We start from the raw sequence: 20,363 nt of genomic DNA on the forward strand, positions 1-20,363 counted from the left end.
TCCATCGCTGGAGGGGTTTTCTGTTATGAGTGTTCGCGGCTCACGATTTTTCAATCATTGTACCAGCTCGTTCATTCCTTGATGACGATGGGCGCAAACCCGGCTCCTTTTATCTTGTGTTCCTTGAACAATTGCCGGATTCGCTGCGGGACAATCGTAATGGGATCGGGATAAACAACACCTCCGAAAAGCTCATGAGACCGGTTAAATCCGTCCAATGCCAATTTCCGTATCTCTGGACCGTAGGCCACAGGATCAGTTTTAGAATATACATAGCTTTTTAGACCGCAGACCGGACAGTTCACTGAATATCGCAAATTGGAGTCAGGGTGAGTGGGAGGAAGTATGTGTTCCACGATAAGTTGCCAACCGATCGGATCTTCTACTTTTAAGGTGTAGACAGGGCGGAATGCGACCCCGGGAACATCCTCCCGTTCCAAAATCTCTTTTACGCGTGGTGAGACGATATTCCGTATTTCATACGCTGAATAAAAATCCCACTTGCCGACATACTTTCTTCGAATCTTGATGTCAGATGTCTGCTCGAGGTGGGCCTTACATTTCTTGCAGTGGTTCTTGAAGTGAGTATCAAATTCAGACCGCACAGGGTCTTCACACTCATTGATCGCTCCGAGAATCAAAAATTCAGCATCATCAACTTCTTTTTTGGACCACTGTTTATCATAGAAACATTTCGAATCAAGGCCATGTTCTTGCAATTCCTGCATTAGTTCCGAGAATTGAGGCAAATCGGTGTACATATACAGCATGAAATCGTTGACTTTATGCAAATAAGGCTTATACTTTTCCACCAATGCAGCTCGTGCTCCTTGTTCGGATGGAGCAGAGCCAAGGGAAAGGGCTGTAAAGCGAGCTAATAATCTCATCCATATCATCCTTTCGAACTTATTTTACACGTCTTTTCATTATTTTCAGGAGGAAATAGATTCAAGATTTTTTCACAAATGCCTTTGAGTGGATTCTTCCAGCAGTGCCATCGAACTCACAACTAGGGAAATCATTAGAAAAAAGATTCCCTCTATACTGGATGGATTGGGGAAACCGAACTATTGTTCAAAAATTTGCATCAGGAAGGAAAAAATATGGTATAAAAGAATGATTTATTGCATAATAGAAATTAAATAAGAGTCGCAAGATGGTTTTGAAAATATCACATAAATTTAGAGAATTTTTCGTCACATTAGGGAATTTGGTTGTTTTTGTAACTAAAAACTAACATTTAGTAGGTAATCTCTTACTTGCAGAGAAAGGGAGGGAGTCCGGATGACTCAGTTTGCACAGTTGCCCGTCGGGTCTTTGGTCCGTAACCCGTTGCTAAGGTGCTTTTTGGAGGAGCCGGAGAACCAGCGCTTATTTTGTGAGGGGAAGCGTGAAGAGTTGGAGCGCCGCTTTGCCGATTACTACTTTGAAATGCGCTTTCTCAGCTTTGTCCGCAAACACATTCACTTTGAGGCGCAACATCTGTTACGGAAGGTGAGAAGGAAGCAAATACAGGAGCCGTTGTCGTTGAATCAAAAGGTTGGCGATGCGGAGGGGACAGGCCGTGAGACGCTCGACCTGATTGTGGATACGACTGTGTCGGTAGAGGAAAAGGTGATCGCCCAAACGAGTGCGCTCGACGATTTGACACCGCACGAAGGGTTGCATCGGGCTCTGCAAACGTTGCCGCACAAACAACAGCTCATTTTGCAACTGCTGTTCGTCGAAGGTCTGACCGAGCAGGAGGCGGCAGAGATCTTGGGGATCTCGCAGCAGGCGATCAACAAAAACAAGCGCAAGGCGCTGGCGATGATCAGAGGCCAGCTTGAGGTGAAGCGTGGCGCTGGTAACAACAATCTAAGGGAAAGCGGGTGAGCGGATGGTACAAGCAACGCTGCGCTCCCTCATCTTGCGAGCCAAAGCGGGCGATCAAGACGCGCTTGCCGAAGTGATCATCAGATTTCGGCCACTGATTCAAAAGTATGCCCGTCAGGCCCCGACCTCAGATGCGAAAGACATCGAGCAAGAACTTACCCTGCGTCTGATCAAGCTCGTTCGCTCGTATCGAGAGGAGCTACCGTATGGATTGATCGACCTCATCGAGCAAGAACTTCAAAAGCCAAATTCATAAGGGAGATTCGATCGGCATACAGTGGGGGGTATGTCGATTTTTTTATGCAATCTGTGCGATAGCAAAAACCTCCGTCCCGATCGGGACGGAGGTTTGAATCGTTTAAGAGGGTCTTGGTGATTACCAGGAAGGCATCAGATGGTAATGAGACAGCAGAGCTTTAGACGTCTTTTTGAAGATGAACCCAGGAGCCTTTACTAATATTTTGTTGAGGATCGACCCCTTCATCACCCGTCTGTACGGAAGTCCGACTCCTTTTTCGGCTGCCTCGATGTCATACACATACGATTTCGCAGATCGCCAGTAGGTCACCCCTTCGCCCATACTGGCCCCTATAAAGCCGGTAATTCCGCCAAACAATGCCGCTCCACCTACGCCGTGTCCTAATGCTTCATGGTGCGCTGCATTATTTAATACTTTGGAAAGGGCACCTTTGGATGCAGAACTGAGCGCCGAACTGGTCGTTTTGACTGCAAATCGTCCGACTCCACCGATGCCAAACGTGGAACGACCGGCTTGTACACCATAATCGATGATCGCTGAGCTACCGGCTGAGAAAATACCAGCTACCAGACCGGTCGCTGCACCGATGCCCACCTGAATTCCAAATTCCTTCCAGCTAAATTGCTGCCCTTTGATCATTGAGGATACACTGTATGAGATGCCGCCAAGCCCTGCACCGATCAAAGTCTGCCCGACGATCGTCGAAGCCACACTGCCAAACGGTGTGGTGGCGAGCACGGCGATTCCAGCTACGACGAGAGCGGCACCTACCACGATTCCGACCACATTCTCCCAGCATTTTTTGAAGAAATGTCCGATGTCACTCCAGATCGAATGACCTGTTGGATCCATGAAGTTGACCGGGTCGTTTAACACATACGCATAGCGGTTGAACACGTCCTGTTTGTCTAACGGGCCGCCTGGTCGATCATCGGCGGAGAGGAAGCGACCGAGTTGCGGATCGTAATATCTCGATTCGTAATAATACAATCCCGTGTCCTGATCGAACTCTTTGCCCGTATAGGAGTAGCGCAGCGAGCGGGACCCTTGGATGTCATAGATCTCACCGAACGGGAGGTATTCGAGTGTCGTGACGACAGCACCGGACGAATCGGTTTGTGCGAGCGTGCTGTTGATCATATTTTTATGGAGGTAGAACGTGCCCGGAGCAGGTAGACCCGCCTGCGTATGGGCAGGGTTTTGCGAGGTGGTCACCGTAGCGAACGTACCGTAGACATCAGCGAGGTATTTCGTATGCTGTACGTTACCATCTGGGAAGACGACCACTTCGTAATACGGAGACACGTAGTAGGTCACCACTCCATCGGGCGATCGTTTGCTGAGCCTTCTGCCCGCATAATCGTACGTGAAGTGCACGCCACCCACGGAGAGCAATTGACCTTCACCGTCATAATCGAACTGGGAAGTTTGCCCGTTCCTGGTTGCATCCGACATGTTGCCGCGATCATCATAACTCGCGGTCATCACCGTTTGCCCATCTTTGTGCCCTTTAACCACTTGATGCCCTTCAAAGTCATACTGAATCCCGTTTTTGTTTGACGTATTCCCAGCTGGGTCATACGAGTACGTTTGCGTTCCATAGACACCTACCGCTTGTGTTAAACGACCAGCCGCGTCATATTGGAAGCTCTGGGATTTTGATGGGGTTAATTGATCTTGAATGCTTGAGAGTGTGTTGAGTTCGTTCCAAGCATAGTTATGATGAAACGCCTCTGTCCCCTTGCTCGTTTTGAGCAGGCGTGTACCGATCTGTCCCACCGTGTTGTAGTCGTACCGATCGGACGTTCCATTCCCATATTGAATCAACTGCGGAGCACCGTAGACCGTAAATTGCTGATACGACGCGTACTCTTTTTCCCCAGCCCCTTGATCGTTCAGTCGAACAGCTTGTAGTTGTCCACCTGCTGTATACTTGTTGACTTGGTAGGAACCATCAGGGAAGGTGAGCTGTATGGGCGCTTGAGTTGGAGAATACGTTTTTTCGAACGTGTAGTTTTGCTTGTCGAGCGTAAGCGAGATTTTCGTTTGATTGCCGTACGCATCGTAATCAAATTCATACACGTTCCCATCCGCATCCTGTACGCGACTCAGATGACTTTGCTTGGTCGGCTGGCCTGCGTTGTCGAAGGTAAAGATGTCCGCTCGACTTTGTTGCCCGTCTGTTGTCGTTTTACGAATCATACGTTGCAAGGCATCAAAGGCCATCACTTGCTGTGTTCCTTTGGAGCTCTGATGTGTCAACGTCCGTTTGACATCATCGTGAGCATACGTGTCGGTCGCGAACGTCTTTTGCAAAGTTTTGTACTCCATTTTGATTTCACGATTCAAACTGTCGTACTCAATCGTTGTGATGACTTGGTTCGGGTCGAGAATACTGACCACCCGGCCTAAGGGATCGTAGGTGTACGCGGTCACGCCTTGCGTCGCATCCGTGTGTTGCATGATGCGCTTCTGGTCATGGATGACCGCGTAATCGGTCTGCTCTGTGCGCTCCATCGAGGTGCCAACCGCTTCTACCTTGACTTCGGTTCGCGTATTTGGATAGGTCAGCTTCGTCGTCACAGACTTTCCGCCATCTGTCGGATTGGTCTCTTGCGTCATGCGGCCATACTCATCGTATTGGCGCTCGATATAGAGCGGATGGTTTCCTTCAAAGTAGGGCAACGATTCTCGAACGGCCGCACCCTGGCTGTTCAATTGCTTCTCTTGCACGACGTTTTTACTGCCATCGGCAGAGGTGGAGATCGTTTTAAAAATTCGACCGAGACCGTCCACATACTCTTGCTTCAGCGCCCAAGTTTCGACATCCCAATCCAGAAGTTGACGCGTTTCCTGAACGGTGGTGTTGTTCTTGACGATCCAATCGTGTTTTTGGATCACCACTTGTTTTTCTGGATGCTGCGGATGTGGACCGAGCAGTTGAACGACCCGACCGAACCCATCAAGAACCTGTTTCATCGTTGTCTGGTTGGGCTCCGTTTTGCTTACGCACACATTGAACTCTGGTGAGTAGGTGTAGGCGGTTGTAAGCTTATTCCCAGCATCATTTGGCGGGGTGATCTGTTCGGTCAAGAACGTCTGGTACTGCGTGTCATAGGTGCAGGTGGTAAGCGCACCGGACGGGTCGGTCATCGAAATTTGGTTGCCATACGCATCATAGGTGAACGCGTGGTCGAGCCAAGTTTTCGATTGGTCATTCCAGGTCTGCTTTTTGGTGAGGTTGTAGGTGCCATCCTCGTAGACCGACTTTTCCCAATTCAGCACTTGCGTTCCGGCCGCATCACGAGTTAATTTGGTCTCGGTGAGCAGGCCGATCACCCATTGATTCGGATCGTTCCGATAGGTGTTCAGGGTGTACAGAGGAGAAGGAATTCCTTCGTCCGAATCGATCGTGACCACCGGATTGCCATACGCATCGTAGGTGATCGTTTTCTGCTTGGTATGATCGAGCACCCCGTACGTGTAGGATTCTGTTTGAATCTCTTGAATCTCGGCACGGTACACGCCGGGAGCAGAGGTTGGCGTTTGATAGCTTTGCAGGGTGCGCTCCAGCAAGGCCAGATCGGAGGAGCGGTACGTTTTCTGTTCTTTCGCACCACCGGTCAACGGAAACTCCTGGTGATAATGAGTTTCGACGGTGACCTTTTGCTCGTGGTCACTCACTCGCATCACGGCAAAGCCCAACCAACCCCGTCCTTGGAGGTCGATCTTCGCATCTTCGTACGAATAATCGCTCGTGTAGTTGTTGCCTTGATTGTCCGCTTTCACGACCTCGGACACTACATATTTGGGGAAGGTGACATCTCGGAACGCAGGAACGCTTCCGACACTTCCGCCTGCCAATCCGGTCGTGGCGACTTGATACACAGAACCGGAAATGGTGTTATACCCGGTCAACGGCTCGATCTGGCTGTTCGCTTGGTCACCCATCGAGTAGACCGAGTTATCGGTCAAGGGTTTGTAGCTCAGTGTGTATTCGCCGCCGAGCCCTGTCGTGATCTTGCTTAGCAGATCGGGCATCGTCGGTGACGAAGCAGCATGGGTGAGATCGTAATTGGTGGTCCCTTTTGTAAAGTACAGCAGATCGTTTTTGCCTGTTCCGGAAAGGTCAAGCGGGAGGAATTGTCCGCCCCAAGCGCTGGACGACAACGGTTGGGGATTCGTGGCCGCTTGGAAATTCCCGTGCTGTGACAAAAAGTAGGACAGGTATACTTTTTGATTGTCTTGGGAGGCGATGACCAAATCTGTCTTGCCGTCCCCGGTGACATCCATCGGCAACAGCTGTGGAAGTACCGAGCCTAGCTTGAAGTTGGTGTCATATTCGGCTTGGACCTCAAATCCTTTTCCTGTCGAGCATAGCGTTTGCAACGACAGGTGGCCGAGCGAATTGCGTCGCACATAAACCAGATCGATCAGCCCATCGCCGTTGACATCCATCGGCAACAGCGTTCCTCCGTACGGCAGGGAGGGTGAAGCTGGCAACGGACTGCCCGGTTGCTGTTCATACGATGTGCCGTTGGAGCGGAACCAGACAAAATCGAGCGTGCCATGATTTTGGTAGGCGTACAAAAGATCGGTTTGTCCGTCTCCGTCGAGGTCTAGCGGGATACACTGTCCCGACATACTCAGTGTGGTTTCGGTCACCTTGTTGTCAGGACGGTAGAAACTTGTCCCGTTCGAGAGCAGGGTGATGAGTCCGAGATTTCCATTTTTGTAATTGTACGCGTAAACCAAATCGACTGCACCATCGCCGTTGACATCGCAGGCGATCAAATTTCCGCCATAGGAAATCCCAGAGGGTCCCCCCGCATGCAGCGGACCTGGCGTTAATGTCCAGTTCCCTTGGTGATCGAGCCCACTGATAAACACAGTCAACGCCAATTTTCCGCTTTGATTGACCGCATACACCAGATCGGTACAGCCATCACCGTTCACATCCAGCGGCAGAAACTGACCGCCAAATAGCAATCCGCTGTCCGGCAATGCGATCCCTGCTTCGTAGCCACTTCCGTCCGATTTGGCAAGGACCAGCACCAATTTCAGATTGCCTCGTGCATCGCGGGAGGCGCATACCAAATCGGTGCGTCCATCCCCGTTGACATCCATCGGCAAGATTGTACTCCCATAGGGAATCCCAGAGGATGGCAACAATTTTCCAGTTTGCAGCAACGGTCCTGTTTCATCTTGCCACTCGAATTTAGTTGGTGCCATCGTATTTCCAGCGGCGTCCAAAAGAGTGAGCGAGCGCAATTGGCTGCGTCCAGTCGCCTTGCCCAGTTGGTAATCGAGTTGATACTGTAAGACCGTGCTTTGATTTACTTTCGTCGTGATGTGACGCAGGCGCTGCGTCGTTTTTACGGCTGCCCCGCCCGCGTAGGCAACTTCTACATCGGTACGGGATTCATAATCGAATTGCACGGAGCGCTTCGGGTCCAGCTTCGAATTGCCCGTGTAATCGATTCGGGAGAGATAGTAGGCGTTGTTCCCTTTATCCTGTTGATAGGAGAACGTCATGTAGTTGCCATGACGATCGGTGACTTTGTTGAGCGCCCACTCGCGAATCACAGGGTTCGTAGCGGAGGCAGGGGTTTTCGCATCTGCTGTCAGCCCATATTCACACGTTTTTCCGTCCTTCGTGTACACGCGAAATCCATCCGGTCCTTGTGCGACCTGACTGGGGTTGTGGAAAACGGGGACGACCTTCACCCAGCTTTCCATTTCCGTACGGTAGGTCGAGTTGGACGATCCATAGCTTCCGTCCGTCACGATTAAGCGTTGTCCATCGAGTGCATAACGGTCATTTTGATCATACGATACGCTTCCGTGGTGCCCATCTTGCGCAACGGTGGCTGGCACGCGCGAGATGGCGGAGAGACCTTGCAACATCCAGCCCATCCCGAGCAGCCCATTTTGAAACGCGCTGTGAAACACCAAAGCGAATTGGGGCATCACTCCTGCTGTCCCGATTGGGAGTTGCAGGGGGATGGAATACACGGCACTGCCGTTCGCATCGACGGAGAATTCACCTGGCAAGGAGCCCGCAAATTGTGAAGTCGCCATGATGATTAATATCCTTGACTTACGATTTTGCCCAGATCGAGTGGGTCAGTCCATCCGATCGGATAAGATCCGCTATACAAGTGGTGATGTCTGCTACCAGAAGCTCCTGTACATCCGTTGTAGTTGTGCAGAAGTGCAAGAGATTGTCCAATGCTCCCAGATACGTTAAGGGAAACATCTTTACTGCTCGCATCAACTCTCCACGCAGTGATGGTTTCGACTTGGAGATTGGAGTAGGAGAGGGAAGGCATGTCATTGACTTGGCCGTTATACTTGCCGTGGAAAACGCTGGCCCACCAATTTCCAAAGTCGCCAGGAGGGTTCACAGTCGGGTCCCACGTATCGATTTGGTGGAAGTACCAGTCTGTGATGCCTCGCCCAGCAGAGGATTGATCGATTACGCCCCAACCGGGAATTGCATTGTCGCAATTCTCAATCGCCGAGAACGGTGTCGCAACTTGTCCCCCATTGTTATCGACCATCAGCCGCATGGACTGTTCGAAACGCACGTGGGAAGCGCCATCAGTCGAGGTGCTCGGCGATTGACGCAACAGATTTACATTTGCGCTGCTACCCCATGCGGCGGTGGGTTGATTGTTATTGAGCTCCACTGCGTATTGAAAATATCCATTGGAATTATAGCTGCTGGCAATGCGCTGACTCGGGCTCATCTGAACTGTTTGTTTCAAGATGACAATGTAGTAAGGTTGACCGCCTTCTCCATCCACATAATACACGTAATAGTAGTTCCAGACGCCACCAGTCGGAGACTGCGTATTTGTTCCAGCTGTGTAATCATCCGCATTCCCGTTGCAAGTCGGTGCGCCCCAAGTAACGTTGTAGGGGTGATATTGTGCCGCTGTGCCAAAAGTTGCCCCTGATGGCGGATACAATGACGAACCGGACGCATCGAATGTACCGTGTGCGATCAAGTGTTGGAGCAGGAGTTGTTCCCGATCGATTTCGACTGCCTCTACCTCAGAAGTTTCAGGCGCATGATGCTCGTCTGCATCGGCAGTAGCTACAGTGAGTGTTACTTTCTCAGCCGCTTGTTTCGGGACCACGCTCAGATGATAGCCGTTTGCCGGTTGTGCATGTTTGGTGATGACGACCGCTGCCAGTTCCTCAGTCGCGGGTGCGCCCATGCCAGTCAAATTTTGAAGCTGTGCAAGCTGTTGCTCCGAAGGGTTCCAGATCGCGATCGTTTTGCCTGCATCCAGCCATGTAGACAACGACGATTGGATCAGCTCGTTAGCATCGGAATGAGCCCCGTCTGCCAGCAGGTATTGGGTGTCATCTGCCGACTCATCACCCAGAACCATTTCTGCTGTGGCCGTCAAGTTTTTCAGTTCCAAAAGATTTGCGGAATTTCCTACGATTCGGATCGACAATTTTTCTGTCATCAACATAGTAATCACTCCTAATTTTTCATGATTTCGGAAGAGTTAAAGCGCTGATTTCAAATGGACTCCCATTTCGATCAACAACTCTACCAATTTGTCAAATGATTCTTGATGTAATTTTATAACTACTTCACACTTAATTTCAGTAACTTATTTGAGCGATAAGGTCATATATTACTTTTCCGAATCTGGTCAGAAAGTCATAGGATGCGATCAATGGGCAGCCAGAGTGAAGTCATGCCAACGCAAATCATGTATGTGGAGAAAACAGGCTCCGACCAGCGCGGCAAACGAACATCCTCCCGGTTTAGAATGCGATATATACCGAACGATTCTAAACGAGCAGCAGGTCGCATACGGTGAGGATGTGTCGATTTTTTATAGGGGAACGTGGCAAAAAAGGTCGCTGATCCTTGGGAGTGCAGGATTGCGACCTTGGTCATTCTCTCGGGAGGTTGTCGAACACGATTGCAGGGTGCAGCCTAGCGTTTTCCCAGCGTTTTATCAATGCGGGCTAGTAAGGTCGTGACTTCTTCCAACTTCTGTTGTGTCTTGGTGAGGAGAAAGAGGCTGACGACGATAGGGAACCCGTAATTCGTTACCAGTTCTACCCAATCCATGTGAAAAACCTCCTTGTTTGTTGGTTGTTGTTCGTACCTTTGCTCGATAGGTAGGGCCTTTCGTAAGCATCTCCCGGAGATTACTTATAAGATGGAGTTTTCTGACGATTCGTACAACCATTCTGTCAAGTTTTGTGGTAAGATGTGTATCATTATACTTAGAAATTGTTAAGTGAAGAGGGGTTTCGCAATTGTCAGGAATTTGGAATGATCTAGTGGCAGAGTTTGCCAACATCGATGTGGTAGCGATTCGGCTGTTGATCGCCTTCCTCGCAGGGGCGATCATGGGGCTGGAACGAGAGAAAAATTTAAAGACTGGTAAATTTCAAACTGGAGCTGGCTTTCGAACCTATTCGTTGGTGTGCCTCGGTTCTTGTATGTTTGCACTCGCCTCCGAGTACGGCTTTCCCACCACCGGGGCGACCTATGATCCAGGTCGTGTGGCCGCGCAAGTTGTCGCAGGTGTTGGTTTTCTTGGTGCCGGAACGATCATCAAGGACGGCCGAGGCTTTGTCCGCGGCTTGACGACGGCGGCAGGTCTTTGGGTCGCAGCGGCGATCGGGCTGATGATCGGCGCTGGGATGTACTTGAGCGGACTGTTGTCGGCAGTGTTGGCGTTTGTGATCCTCGATGCGCATCACCTGTTCCCGCGCCTGTTTGATCGCGCGATCCAGTCGAAGTCGCGCTCGGGGAAAGAGGAAGAGGATGAAGAAGATTATTAATGCTCATGGACAATTTCGCTGCCTGCGAAGTTGTCTTTTTTTTGTCAGGCACGTGGAACTTGCCGCATTTGGTAGAGGATGGTACAATTTTTCTTATTGTAAACTAATTGTTTTTATGAGGTTGACAATTGAGTAGGAAGTGGAATTTTAGGAGGAACTGACATGACCGTACAAACGAACCGCAACTACCGCGAATTGGCAGAGAAAATTTTGAACGGCTACGTCCCGAGCGAAGCGGAAGCGCTGCAGATCGTCGAAGCGCCTGACGAAGATCTGCTCGATATCATGCAGGCGGCATTCCGAATCCGCAAGCATTATTTTGGCACGAAAGTAAAACTTAACATGATCATCAACGCCAAATCGGGACTCTGCCCGGAGGACTGCGGGTACTGTTCGCAGTCGATCGTCTCCGATGCACCGGTTGAAAAATACGCATTGCTGAACAAACAATCGATTCTCGCAGGCGCTCAAGAGGCGATCAAACGCAAAGCGGGCACCTATTGCATCGTGATGTCGGGCCGCCGTCCTTCCGACGCTGAATTGGATGGGGTGGTGGAAGCGGTCAAAGAGATCCGCGAGACCACCCAGTTGAAAATCTGCGCCTGCCTCGGATTTCTGACCGACCAACATGCCCAAAAATTGGCCGAGTCGGGCGTGCAGCGCTACAACCACAACCTCAACACATCGCAAGACAATTATGACAAGATCTGTTCGACACACACGTATGATGATCGAGTGGACACTGTGCAAAAAGCGAAAGAATCGGGGATGTCCCCGTGCTCCGGTATGATCATCGGAATGGGCGAATCGAATCGGGAACTGGTCGACATCGCTGTTGCGCTCCGTGCGCTCGATGCCGATTCGATCCCGGTCAACTTCCTCAACGCTATCGACGGCACGCCGTATGAAGGGGTTCGATATCTCAACCCGCGCCATTGTCTGAAGACGGTCGCCATGATCCGTTTCCTCAACCCGACCAAAGAAATTCGGCTCTCTGGTGGACGCGAAATCAATCTGCGTTCGCTGCAGGCGCTCGGGCTCTATGCGGCTAACTCCATTTTCGTCGGGGACTACTTGACGACGCAGGGACAGGAGCCGACTTCCGATTGGAAGATGATCGAAGACCTCGGTTTTGAAATCGAAGAATGCGCATTATAAATTGGCTTAATGTATAAAAATCAGAGCTGAGGCACTTGCAGGGAACGCCAAATTTCGTTAATGTATATAGTACGTACCTAAAGAACGTTCCTATTCGTTGGGGAGAAAGGGGAGTGTACATGGAAGCAGCTGTGAAGACTGTATTGGCTTGGGTTGACAATCTGATGTTCTCCGTTCGTATTGGTGAGGTGGCAAGCGCGCTTGGCGGTCATGTCATCTTGGTCTCCTCGAACGAAGAAATCATCGAGAAACTAGACATCTATCCGTCACTCGTCATTTTGGATCTGACCGCCGTAACGGAGGGATGGCAAAAGACGGTGGCCCAAGCGAGGGAGACAGGTGTTCCTGTCCTCGCCTATGGCCCCCACGTAGACGTCGATGCTCGTCAGGCTGCGGAAGAGGCAGGCTGTGATGAAGTGGTCGCCAACTCGAAGTTGCGGATCGATCTTCCGAACTTGCTTGCGAAGTATCTGACGAATGCAGAGGCCAGCTACTAGGCGTTTTTCGTCCTCAGTAATTAAGCAGTAATTAAGAAAGAAATAGAAAACCCGACTTCCACAGAAGGAATGTCGGGTTTTCTATTGTACATAACTAGTAGCCTTTCGCTTCGTGCAAATGATTCGGATGACACACTTCGGTGCAGATCAGTTCCTGGCTTCCTGAGTTTACCATCTGAAATTGCACGCCGTTCGGGACATAGACCACCGACCCGGCCGCAATGTTGATCGTCTCCTGTTGTCCGTTGTCCAACAAACATTGACCTTCACCTGAAAGTACGACATAGACTTGATCGCTGATGGGACGGCTTTGCACGTTCAGCGTTTGCCCAGGGCGAAAGTAATACGTATTGGTGGTCAGAGCGGCTCCGGTGAAATTGTTCACCTTGCCGACACCGCCGTCATGAAATGCCGGATTTTGAAAAACTGTTTCCGCACGGTTCATATGAACAGCTCCTCCTTTTGGCTGGCAGATGAACCTAGTATGCGTAGATTGGGGAGGTACATGTATATGAGAGAACTGAATCAACAGCCGATTCCAGACTCGATCAAAAAGGGGCTTCGCATTTTATTTATTGGCTATAATCCATCGCTTACATCGGGAGAGATCGGTCACAATTATGCTGGACGTGGTAACCGCTTTTGGCGATTGCTGCACGATGCGGGCCTGACACCGCGCCTGATCAAGCCGGCGGAAGACCGCGATCTGTTGGAGATCGGCTATGGTTTCACCAACATCGTCGCCCGCTCGACACGGCGTGCCGACGAGATCACTCGGCAGGAATATGCGGAAGGAAGAGTTCGCCTGCGCGAGTTGATCAGTGAGCACACCCCGATGGTCGCCTGCTTTGTTGGCAAAGGTGTGTATGAAGAGTACAATGGCCATCGCAGCATTCCTTGGGGCGTTCAACCGGAATCTGCTGTGCCTGGCGTCATCGATTTTGTTGCGCCATCATCCAGCGGATTGGTGCGCATGAAGTATGAAGACATTCTGGAGATCTATCGTGAATTGAGCGTGTTGGTCAACCGTTAACATAGGAGATGCCGGTTCGAAACGGGGTGAGAGTCAGTTCGAAATCGGCTGCAAATCGCGCTGAGTCACAGGCGTTTCCTTCGACGAGCATGGTCAGCATGGCGGATGTGATCGGAAAAAAGGAGAACCCTTCGAGGAGCGAAACGACCGGACGCACCAAGGGAATCGGTGCGGTGAAGGTCCGCACTCGTTTTTTACCGACCACCTGCCCGATGCACGCGATCACATCGCGATACGAAATCGCCTCCGGACCGCCCACCTCATACGCTTGCCCGACCGTTTCTGGCTTGGCGAGCGCACGCACAAATCCTTCAGCCACATCGATCAGCGCGACTGGTGATAGCGGAAATTGCCCGTGTCCGAAAATCGGAAACAGCGGCGCACGTTTTAACACATCGGCCAGCAGTGAGACGAAGCCGTCTCCAGGGCCAAAGATGACCGAAGGGCGGAACACCGTCCATTCCAGTCCGCTGCCTCGTACATATTCTTCTGCGTCCCACTTGGTCTGGTGATAAGGGCTCGTCGCGCCAGGTCGCGCTCCGAGCGCACTCATCTGTAAAAAGCGTGAGATGCCAACTTCCCGAGCGGCATCGACCATGTTTTTAGTTCCTTCCACATGAATCCTTTGAAACGTCGCGCCTTTTTGCGGCGCCTCGCGAATGATCCCCACCAGATGCACGACGGCGTCACACCCTTGCATGGCTGAAACGAGGCTGTTTTTGTCCAAGATGTCGCCTTGCACCGCCTGGAACTGTGTTGGAAGTTGGGCGCTGTTGTGGATCAGACAACGAACTTCATGACCTGCCGCCGCTAAGCGCTTCCCGATCTCCTGTCCGACAAAACCGCTCGCCCCGGTCAAAAACACCTTCATTTGAGACCACCTCAACCTTTCTCATGAATTGCCTCTATTTTACAACAAAAGGGAAAGGTTGCGTACCTGCGAGACTTTTCCCATAATGAAAGAACAGACATCGAAGGGGCTGAGACTATGGTATTGATCACCACCTGCCCGGTCAGCGACCGGCATGTAGCGAAGATGAAGGAAATTGCCTCCGATTTAGACGTTCATGTGTTTCCCAACTTGGAAGAAGCGAGAGATCACTTGCCAGAAGCAGAGATCCTGATTACATACGGCGAAGACTTGACCGCAGAGATCGTACAGACTTGTAGCTCGTTGCAGTGGGTACACGTCCTGTCCGCAGGTCTGGAACACATGCCCTTTTCGCAACTGGACAAACAAAGGATTCTCGTCACCAACGCGAGGGGAATTCATGTCGGGCCGATGTCCGAATATACGATCGGCCTGATCCTGATGTTCTCCCGCCGTTTTGTTGAACTGTACCAACATCAACAGCAACAGCATTGGGATCGCACGATTCGCATTGACGAATTGGATGGGCAGACGCTCGGCGTGATCGGTGCTGGAGCGATCGGGAGCAAGATTGCGGAGCGCGCCAAATTGTTTGGAATGCACACGCTTGGCGTTGCCACAAAAAAGCGCGACCTGCCTGAATTTGATGAAGTGTTCGACCGAAATGGGCTTGATGAAGTGCTGACCCGCGCTGACTATGTGGTGGTCATCGTGCCGCGGACGCCGGAGACAGACGGGATGATCGGCGCGCGCGAGATCGGCCTGATGAAGCAAAGCGCCGTTCTGATCAACATTGCCCGTGGACAGGTGGTCGATGAAGCGGCACTGTTGACCGCTTTGCAGGAGCGGAAAATTCGTGGAGCGGGACTGGATGTGTTCGCACAGGAGCCGCTGCCGGCAGATCATCCGTTTTGGAAGTTGGACAACGTGATCCTGACACCGCATGTCTCGGCGCGCTCCCCGAAATATATGGAACGTGCTCAGGCCATCTTGCTGCACAATTTGGCGATCTACCGCGGTGCAGAAGGCACGATGCAAAATGTCATCGATGTGAAAAAAGGGTATTGAGGAGCGAAACGACTTGAAGTTTACCGGTTTTACCGAGGCGGATTTTGATGTGTTTCAAGTAGAAGGACTGGAAGAGCGCATGGAAGCGTTGATCGCCCACCTGCGGGTCAAACTAACGCAACTAGGCGATGACTTTGTGCCGATCTTGAGCGAGCTGACCGGTGAGGAGATGTTCCCGCACGTGGCCAAACACGCGCGCCGCAAGACCAACCCGCCCCAAGATTCGTGGGTTGCATGGAGCAAAAACAAGCGCGGATACAAGATGTATCCACACTTTCAGATCGGGGCGTGGGGAACCCATGCCTTCATTCAATTCGGAATCATCTATGAGTCGCCGATGAAAGGCGTGTTCGCCAAACAGATGATCAAGCATTTAAAAGAGATCAAAGCGACGATCCCGTCCCACTATCTTTGGTATCCAGATCACATGAATCCAAACGGGATGGTGCAAAGCGAGATGAAGAATGCTGATTTTAAAAACATCGCCCAGCGCCTTGCCAAGCAAAAGAACGGAGAAGTGATGATCGGGATTAAAATCCCGCGCGAAGAAGCGGTGCAAATGAGCGCCGATGCGTTTGCCGCGCAAGCCAAGACCGCTTTTGAAACGATGCTTCCGCTGTACCGATTGGCATTTTCAATTCAATAAAAAGGAATTTGACGCTTGTCTACCGTATGGGTATACAGGCGTCTATCTTTTTATGCGAACTACAGCCCAAATGACGCGATGAACTTTGTCGAATTAACGAGAATCATGAGAAGTTTAGTCATATTATAATAAAATGTCAGGAATCTATTGATAAACTTACATCGAAACCCTATTATATTTTTAAACACGGAAGACTAAACATTAGGCGAACAGACAGCATGAATCAACGGCCGAGTACAAAGTGAAGTGAGGGGAGCTGAGTGTGTTGGAGTCGATGATTACCGTCCGTACTGTTCAAGAGTTAGAGCAGGAGCTTACCAAGCTGGAGATGTTAGTTGAAGATGGCTCTGATGCGGTTTTGCAACTGATCGGCGATCAATTGACAACGTGGGAATCGATCGTACGGCTTCACGCTGATTATTCCTTAGCACTTCGAATCGGCAAGCTTCTGGACAAGTTACGTCAATATTGGTTGGCGCTTTCGTGGTTTCACTGGGTAGCCCAGGCGGATGCTGTGGAGCAAGCTGCACTGGTGCTGACCGGACTGCGGATGAAAGGCCGGATGTACATAAAGGTGGGGATGTACAACGAGGCGCTTTCCTTCTTAGTTGCTGTCGAGCAGCAGTGGCAGAATACGTTCCACTCCGAAGATCGGAACCTCGCGATCCTCTGGCAGAACATCGCGCTCGTCTATGAGCATCTGGAAAGTTATGACGCCGCACTCGAATATGCAGGGCGAGCTCTAAAGTGGTTTGAAGCGTTTGGCGAAGAACATGACGTCGCGCTGATGGAAATGTTGTTTGGCATCTGCTATAAGGCGCAGAGGCGTTTTGATGAAGCGTATGAACATTTGACAAGAGCAAGAGGCGGTTTTGAAAAACATAAGGATTACCTGCATCTTGCCCGAACGTGGCACAACTACGCGGAACTGATGCGAGACCTCGGACGCATGGAAGAGGCGATCGCCGCTTGGCGGATGTCGTTGGAGATGAAAAAGCGCATTCACGATTTCTCCGGGCAAGCGACGACCTTGCACTCGATCGCCAATTACCTGATTTCTGAAAGTGACTGGTACGCAGCGTTAAACTACATCACACAAGCGATCGCGATTTGCCATCAATACCGCTTGCAAGAAAAAGAGGTGCTGTGCCTCGATAGCTGGGCGCAAATCCTGTTTGCCTTGGGCCGCTATGACGATTTAGAAGTTTGCGCTTCCCGGGCTACGTTTCTCGCGGGTAGCGAGGACACGCAACACAAAGTGGTAGCTTTGTTGCAGAAGATTGCTGACAATTTTGAACAAGCAGGTCTCGCAGAGCTTGCCGAGCAGTACAGCCAGAATGCAGTCCAACTAATTGGTTAGAGGAGGTCTTTCCTGTGAAAATCAAAGTTTGGATGAGTATTACATTCGCAAGTCTTCTTCTCTTGAGTGGGGGACTCTTGGCTGGGGGAGCATGGGACGTAACGAGTGGGGGACATGATCAAGCCTCAGCAGTTTCAGCTGAGTTGATGAATAAGGGGGATTCGATGGAGCGGCCAGAACCGATGGGTGCTCCAAAGACGGAACCGCCGGAGCCGATGCGCGTGCCAGTCCTCGCGCAAACGGAACCGCCGGAACCGATGGCGCCTGATATTATTGGATAATTCAGTTTTTACAAAAGCGAATACTGGGGGCAAGAAAACTCCTGCTGACGCGAGGAGTTTTTTTGGTTCTTGGAATACTACCTCCATGCGAGGAGGTGTGCATGATGAAGAGGCAACAAAAAACGATACGGTTGTACCAGCGTCGTCACGAGCCGACGGTCGCGCCAGGGCTTGAAGATGATGAATTACAGCGCCCCGCGACCGAGCGGGAACGTGAGCAAGGCGAGACGACGATGGTCTACCATCTCTCCTTCGATGAACATGACAATGGTTCGGATGACTAAAGGCCGCGCGGGTGCGTGGCTTTTTCACTTGTGTTAGAATAAGGAAAACAGAGGCGAAACGGGAGCGGGCGCTATGAAAATCCACTTTTTCCATACGAACGATGTACACAGCCATTTTGAAGAATACTTGCAGGTGGCCACCCAGATCAGGCGGCACCGCGAAGGGGCCAAAGCGGATTTGGCTTTGGTGTTCACGTTGGAAATTGGCGACCATGCGGACCGTAAGCGGATGGAGACGGAGGGCACGCTTGGCCGTACCAACGCTGCGTTGCTCAAGCAGATGGAGTATGATGCGTGGACGTTTGGCAACAACGAAGGACTGACACTGCCGCGAGACAAGTGGTATGAATTGGTCAATGAAGCGGGTTTTCCGGTGATGATCGCCAACCTGTTTGACAGCGAGACGCGGGAGCCATGCGCTGAATTTGAGCCGTATCAGATTTGGGAGCGGGACGGCGTTCGCATCGCGGTACTTGGGCTCACCGTACCGTTTTTTGATTTTTATAAAATGTTTGGGATCGAGGCTGAGCAGCCGCGTGATGCGATCGTGCGGCTGCTTCCGGAGATCAAAAAGCAAGGTGTCGATCTGATCGTACTGATGTCACATTTAGGCTTGCACAGTGACCGACAGATCGCAGCCGAATTTCCGGAGATCGATCTTATTTTTGGCGGACATACGCACCATGCGTTGCAGAAGCCGGAGCAGGTCGGCAACACGATCATCTGCCAGGCTGGGTGTTACGGCTCGCATTATGGCCATCTCGCGGTAGAGTGGGACGTTGAGTCGCGGAAGATCGTGTCTTTTTCAGGCGGTGCGATCGGTCGCGATCTGAGCACCGTGCCCGATCAGGACCTTGTGGACGTGCTTGCTCACTTTCAGGAAGCGGCGGCGGTGGAGTTGGCGCAAGTGGTGGCCGAACTGCCCGAGCCGTTGGAACATCGAATCGCCGGAGATTCTCCGCTGTCCAATGTGCTGACCGATGGGATGCGCCGACTGACCGGCACCCCGATTGCGATGATCAATGCTGGCCTGCTATCACACGGACTGATCGCCGGGGAGGTCACCCGTGCCGATCTGCTGACCTGCTTCCCCGGGCCGAGCACGCTGGTGGTGCTGGAGCTGACGGGGGCCCAGATTCTCAGCCTACTTCATAAGGGGCTCGACCCGTCCTATGTAGAGCGCGTGGGCAAAGGGTATGGCTTCCGTGGTCACTATGTCGGCGGTCTGCAAGTGTCGGGACTTGTCGTGCGGGTTGTGCCAAGCGGTGTGGAGGACCAGTATGAGGTCACGGCAGAACTTGGCGGTCAACCGCTCGACCCAACGGCTTACTACGAAGTGGCTACTGCCGACTATCTCTATTTCTCGCCCGTCTATGAAGAGTTCAAGCAAGGGCGCTCAACCCGCTTTGAACTGCCGTTTTTGCGAGAGTTGCTCGGTATGCAATTGAAAGAGATCGTTCGGGTGGACACCGTGCCACGCTTTTTATATCAGGAGGAGAAAGAATGAGCACAACCGAAGCCAAAGCGAACCTGCCGCGCGTCCCGGTCACCAAGATTCTCGACACGCTGTATGAGATGTACCCAGACGCGCACTGTGAACTCGATTTTCGCAATCCGTTTGAGCTGTTGATCGCAACGATCCTCTCGGCACAGGCGACCGATAAAAAGGTCAATCAAATCACAGCGACGCTATTTCAAAAATATCCTGACCCCGAGTCGTTTCTCGCTTTGAGTCAGGAAGCGTTGGAACAGGAGATCAAAGAGATCGGCCTCTACAAAAACAAGGCGAAAAACATTCTCGCCACCTGTCACTTGCTTTTGACGCACCACGGTGGTCAAGTGCCAGCCAAGATGGAGCAATTGGTCGAACTGCCTGGCGTCGGGCGCAAGACGGCCAATGTGGTGCTTTCTAACGCGTTTGGAATTCCAGCGATGGCGGTAGACACCCATGTGTTGCGCGTATCCAATCGCATCGGATTGGCACAGAGCGATGATCCGGTGGTGATCGAAAAGCAATTGACCAAGCGCATCCCCAAGGCCAAGTGGACCGATGCTCATCACTGGTTGATCTGGCACGGACGACGCGTATGCGATGCCCGCAAGCCGAAGTGCGAGCAATGTGCGTTGACCCCCTTTTGCCGCGAATTTAAGGCAAGAAAAAAGACCCGTGTCGAATAGACGGGGTCTTTTTTCATATACTCAGCT

General features: G+C 51.4%; 18 protein-coding genes. 12 read left to right on the forward strand and 6 right to left on the reverse strand.

The window, feature by feature from the left end:
• Positions 1-71: 71 nt before the first annotated feature.
• The gene (locus tag CIG75_RS05170; protein WP_157729395.1) at positions 72-887 is read right to left on the reverse strand and encodes a hypothetical protein; all 816 of its coding nucleotides are present in this window, start codon (positions 885-887) and stop codon (positions 72-74) included.
• 397 nt (positions 888-1,284) lie between these two features.
• Between CIG75_RS05170 and CIG75_RS05175 the strand changes: the two genes are divergently transcribed.
• Both CIG75_RS05175 and CIG75_RS05180 read left to right on the forward strand, forming a co-directional pair.
• Positions 1,285-1,875: an RNA polymerase sigma factor gene (locus CIG75_RS05175; protein WP_094235691.1), complete on the forward strand. Its 591-nt coding sequence runs from the start codon at positions 1,285-1,287 to the stop codon at positions 1,873-1,875.
• Positions 1,876-1,879: 4 nt separating this feature from the next.
• Complete coding sequence (locus CIG75_RS05180) at positions 1,880-2,131, forward strand: helix-turn-helix domain-containing protein (protein ID WP_094235692.1); 252 nt, start codon at positions 1,880-1,882, stop codon at positions 2,129-2,131.
• 120 nt (positions 2,132-2,251) lie between these two features.
• Here the strand turns inward: CIG75_RS05180 and CIG75_RS05185 are convergent, their stop codons facing one another.
• The 3 genes from CIG75_RS05185 to CIG75_RS05195 all read right to left on the reverse strand — a co-directional run bounded on the left by CIG75_RS05185 (position 2,252) and on the right by CIG75_RS05195 (position 10,238).
• Complete coding sequence (locus CIG75_RS05185; protein ID WP_094235693.1) at positions 2,252-8,215, reverse strand: FG-GAP-like repeat-containing protein; 5,964 nt, start codon at positions 8,213-8,215, stop codon at positions 2,252-2,254.
• A gap of 5 nt (positions 8,216-8,220) precedes the next feature.
• A complete protein-coding gene (locus tag CIG75_RS05190) occupies positions 8,221-9,624 on the reverse strand; it encodes a hypothetical protein (RefSeq protein WP_094235694.1) in 1,404 nt (467 codons plus the stop codon).
• 476 nt (positions 9,625-10,100) lie between these two features.
• Positions 10,101-10,238, reverse strand: a complete 138-nt coding sequence (locus CIG75_RS05195) for a YvrJ family protein (protein ID WP_094235695.1) — start codon at positions 10,236-10,238, stop codon at positions 10,101-10,103.
• Between the two features lie 191 nt (positions 10,239-10,429).
• Here CIG75_RS05195 and CIG75_RS05200 point away from each other — a divergent pair, with 191 nt between their 5' ends.
• The 3 genes from CIG75_RS05200 to CIG75_RS05210 all read left to right on the forward strand — a co-directional run bounded on the left by CIG75_RS05200 (position 10,430) and on the right by CIG75_RS05210 (position 12,615).
• Positions 10,430-10,960, forward strand: coding sequence for an MgtC/SapB family protein (locus tag CIG75_RS05200; RefSeq protein ID WP_227874365.1), 531 nt, complete (start codon positions 10,430-10,432; stop codon positions 10,958-10,960).
• A 162-nt stretch (positions 10,961-11,122) separates the two neighbouring features.
• Complete coding sequence (gene bioB / locus CIG75_RS05205; RefSeq protein ID WP_094235696.1) at positions 11,123-12,118, forward strand: biotin synthase BioB; 996 nt, start codon at positions 11,123-11,125, stop codon at positions 12,116-12,118.
• A 119-nt stretch (positions 12,119-12,237) separates the two neighbouring features.
• A complete protein-coding gene (locus CIG75_RS05210) occupies positions 12,238-12,615 on the forward strand; it encodes a hypothetical protein (protein WP_094235697.1) in 378 nt (125 codons plus the stop codon).
• A 94-nt stretch (positions 12,616-12,709) separates the two neighbouring features.
• On the opposite strand, the gene CIG75_RS05215 is transcribed toward CIG75_RS05210, so the two are convergent.
• Complete coding sequence (locus CIG75_RS05215; RefSeq protein ID WP_094235698.1) at positions 12,710-13,060, reverse strand: cupin domain-containing protein; 351 nt, start codon at positions 13,058-13,060, stop codon at positions 12,710-12,712.
• A gap of 66 nt (positions 13,061-13,126) precedes the next feature.
• Here CIG75_RS05215 and CIG75_RS05220 point away from each other — a divergent pair, with 66 nt between their 5' ends.
• Positions 13,127-13,648, forward strand: a complete 522-nt coding sequence (locus tag CIG75_RS05220; protein ID WP_172844415.1) for a mismatch-specific DNA-glycosylase — start codon at positions 13,127-13,129, stop codon at positions 13,646-13,648.
• Here CIG75_RS05220 and CIG75_RS05225 read toward each other — a convergent pair.
• Complete coding sequence (locus CIG75_RS05225) at positions 13,638-14,519, reverse strand: complex I NDUFA9 subunit family protein (protein ID WP_094235700.1); 882 nt, start codon at positions 14,517-14,519, stop codon at positions 13,638-13,640. The two genes, CIG75_RS05220 and CIG75_RS05225, sit on opposite strands and share 11 nt — an antisense overlap.
• A gap of 117 nt (positions 14,520-14,636) precedes the next feature.
• On the opposite strand from CIG75_RS05225, the gene CIG75_RS05230 reads away from it, so the two are divergent.
• The 6 genes from CIG75_RS05230 (at position 14,637) to nth (ending at position 20,336) form a co-directional block, all read left to right on the forward strand.
• Positions 14,637-15,587: a D-2-hydroxyacid dehydrogenase gene (locus CIG75_RS05230; RefSeq protein WP_094235701.1), complete on the forward strand. Its 951-nt coding sequence runs from the start codon at positions 14,637-14,639 to the stop codon at positions 15,585-15,587.
• Positions 15,588-15,600: 13 nt separating this feature from the next.
• Complete coding sequence (locus CIG75_RS05235) at positions 15,601-16,233, forward strand: YktB family protein (protein ID WP_094235702.1); 633 nt, start codon at positions 15,601-15,603, stop codon at positions 16,231-16,233.
• A 274-nt stretch (positions 16,234-16,507) separates the two neighbouring features.
• A complete protein-coding gene (locus CIG75_RS05240) occupies positions 16,508-17,593 on the forward strand; it encodes a tetratricopeptide repeat protein (RefSeq protein ID WP_227874413.1) in 1,086 nt (361 codons plus the stop codon).
• 382 nt (positions 17,594-17,975) lie between these two features.
• Positions 17,976-18,158: a hypothetical protein gene (locus CIG75_RS05250; protein WP_227874366.1), complete on the forward strand. Its 183-nt coding sequence runs from the start codon at positions 17,976-17,978 to the stop codon at positions 18,156-18,158.
• Positions 18,159-18,231: 73 nt separating this feature from the next.
• Complete coding sequence (locus tag CIG75_RS05255) at positions 18,232-19,665, forward strand: bifunctional metallophosphatase/5'-nucleotidase (RefSeq protein ID WP_094235706.1); 1,434 nt, start codon at positions 18,232-18,234, stop codon at positions 19,663-19,665.
• A complete protein-coding gene (gene nth, locus CIG75_RS05260; protein WP_094235707.1) occupies positions 19,662-20,336 on the forward strand; it encodes an endonuclease III in 675 nt (224 codons plus the stop codon). Before CIG75_RS05255 ends, nth begins: the two co-directional genes overlap by 4 nt.
• Positions 20,337-20,363: the final 27 nt, after the last annotated feature.

Origin of the sequence: Tumebacillus algifaecis (assembly GCF_002243515.1) — a bacterium.
Classification (GTDB): Bacteria; Bacillota; Bacilli; order Tumebacillales; family Tumebacillaceae; genus Tumebacillus_A; species Tumebacillus_A algifaecis.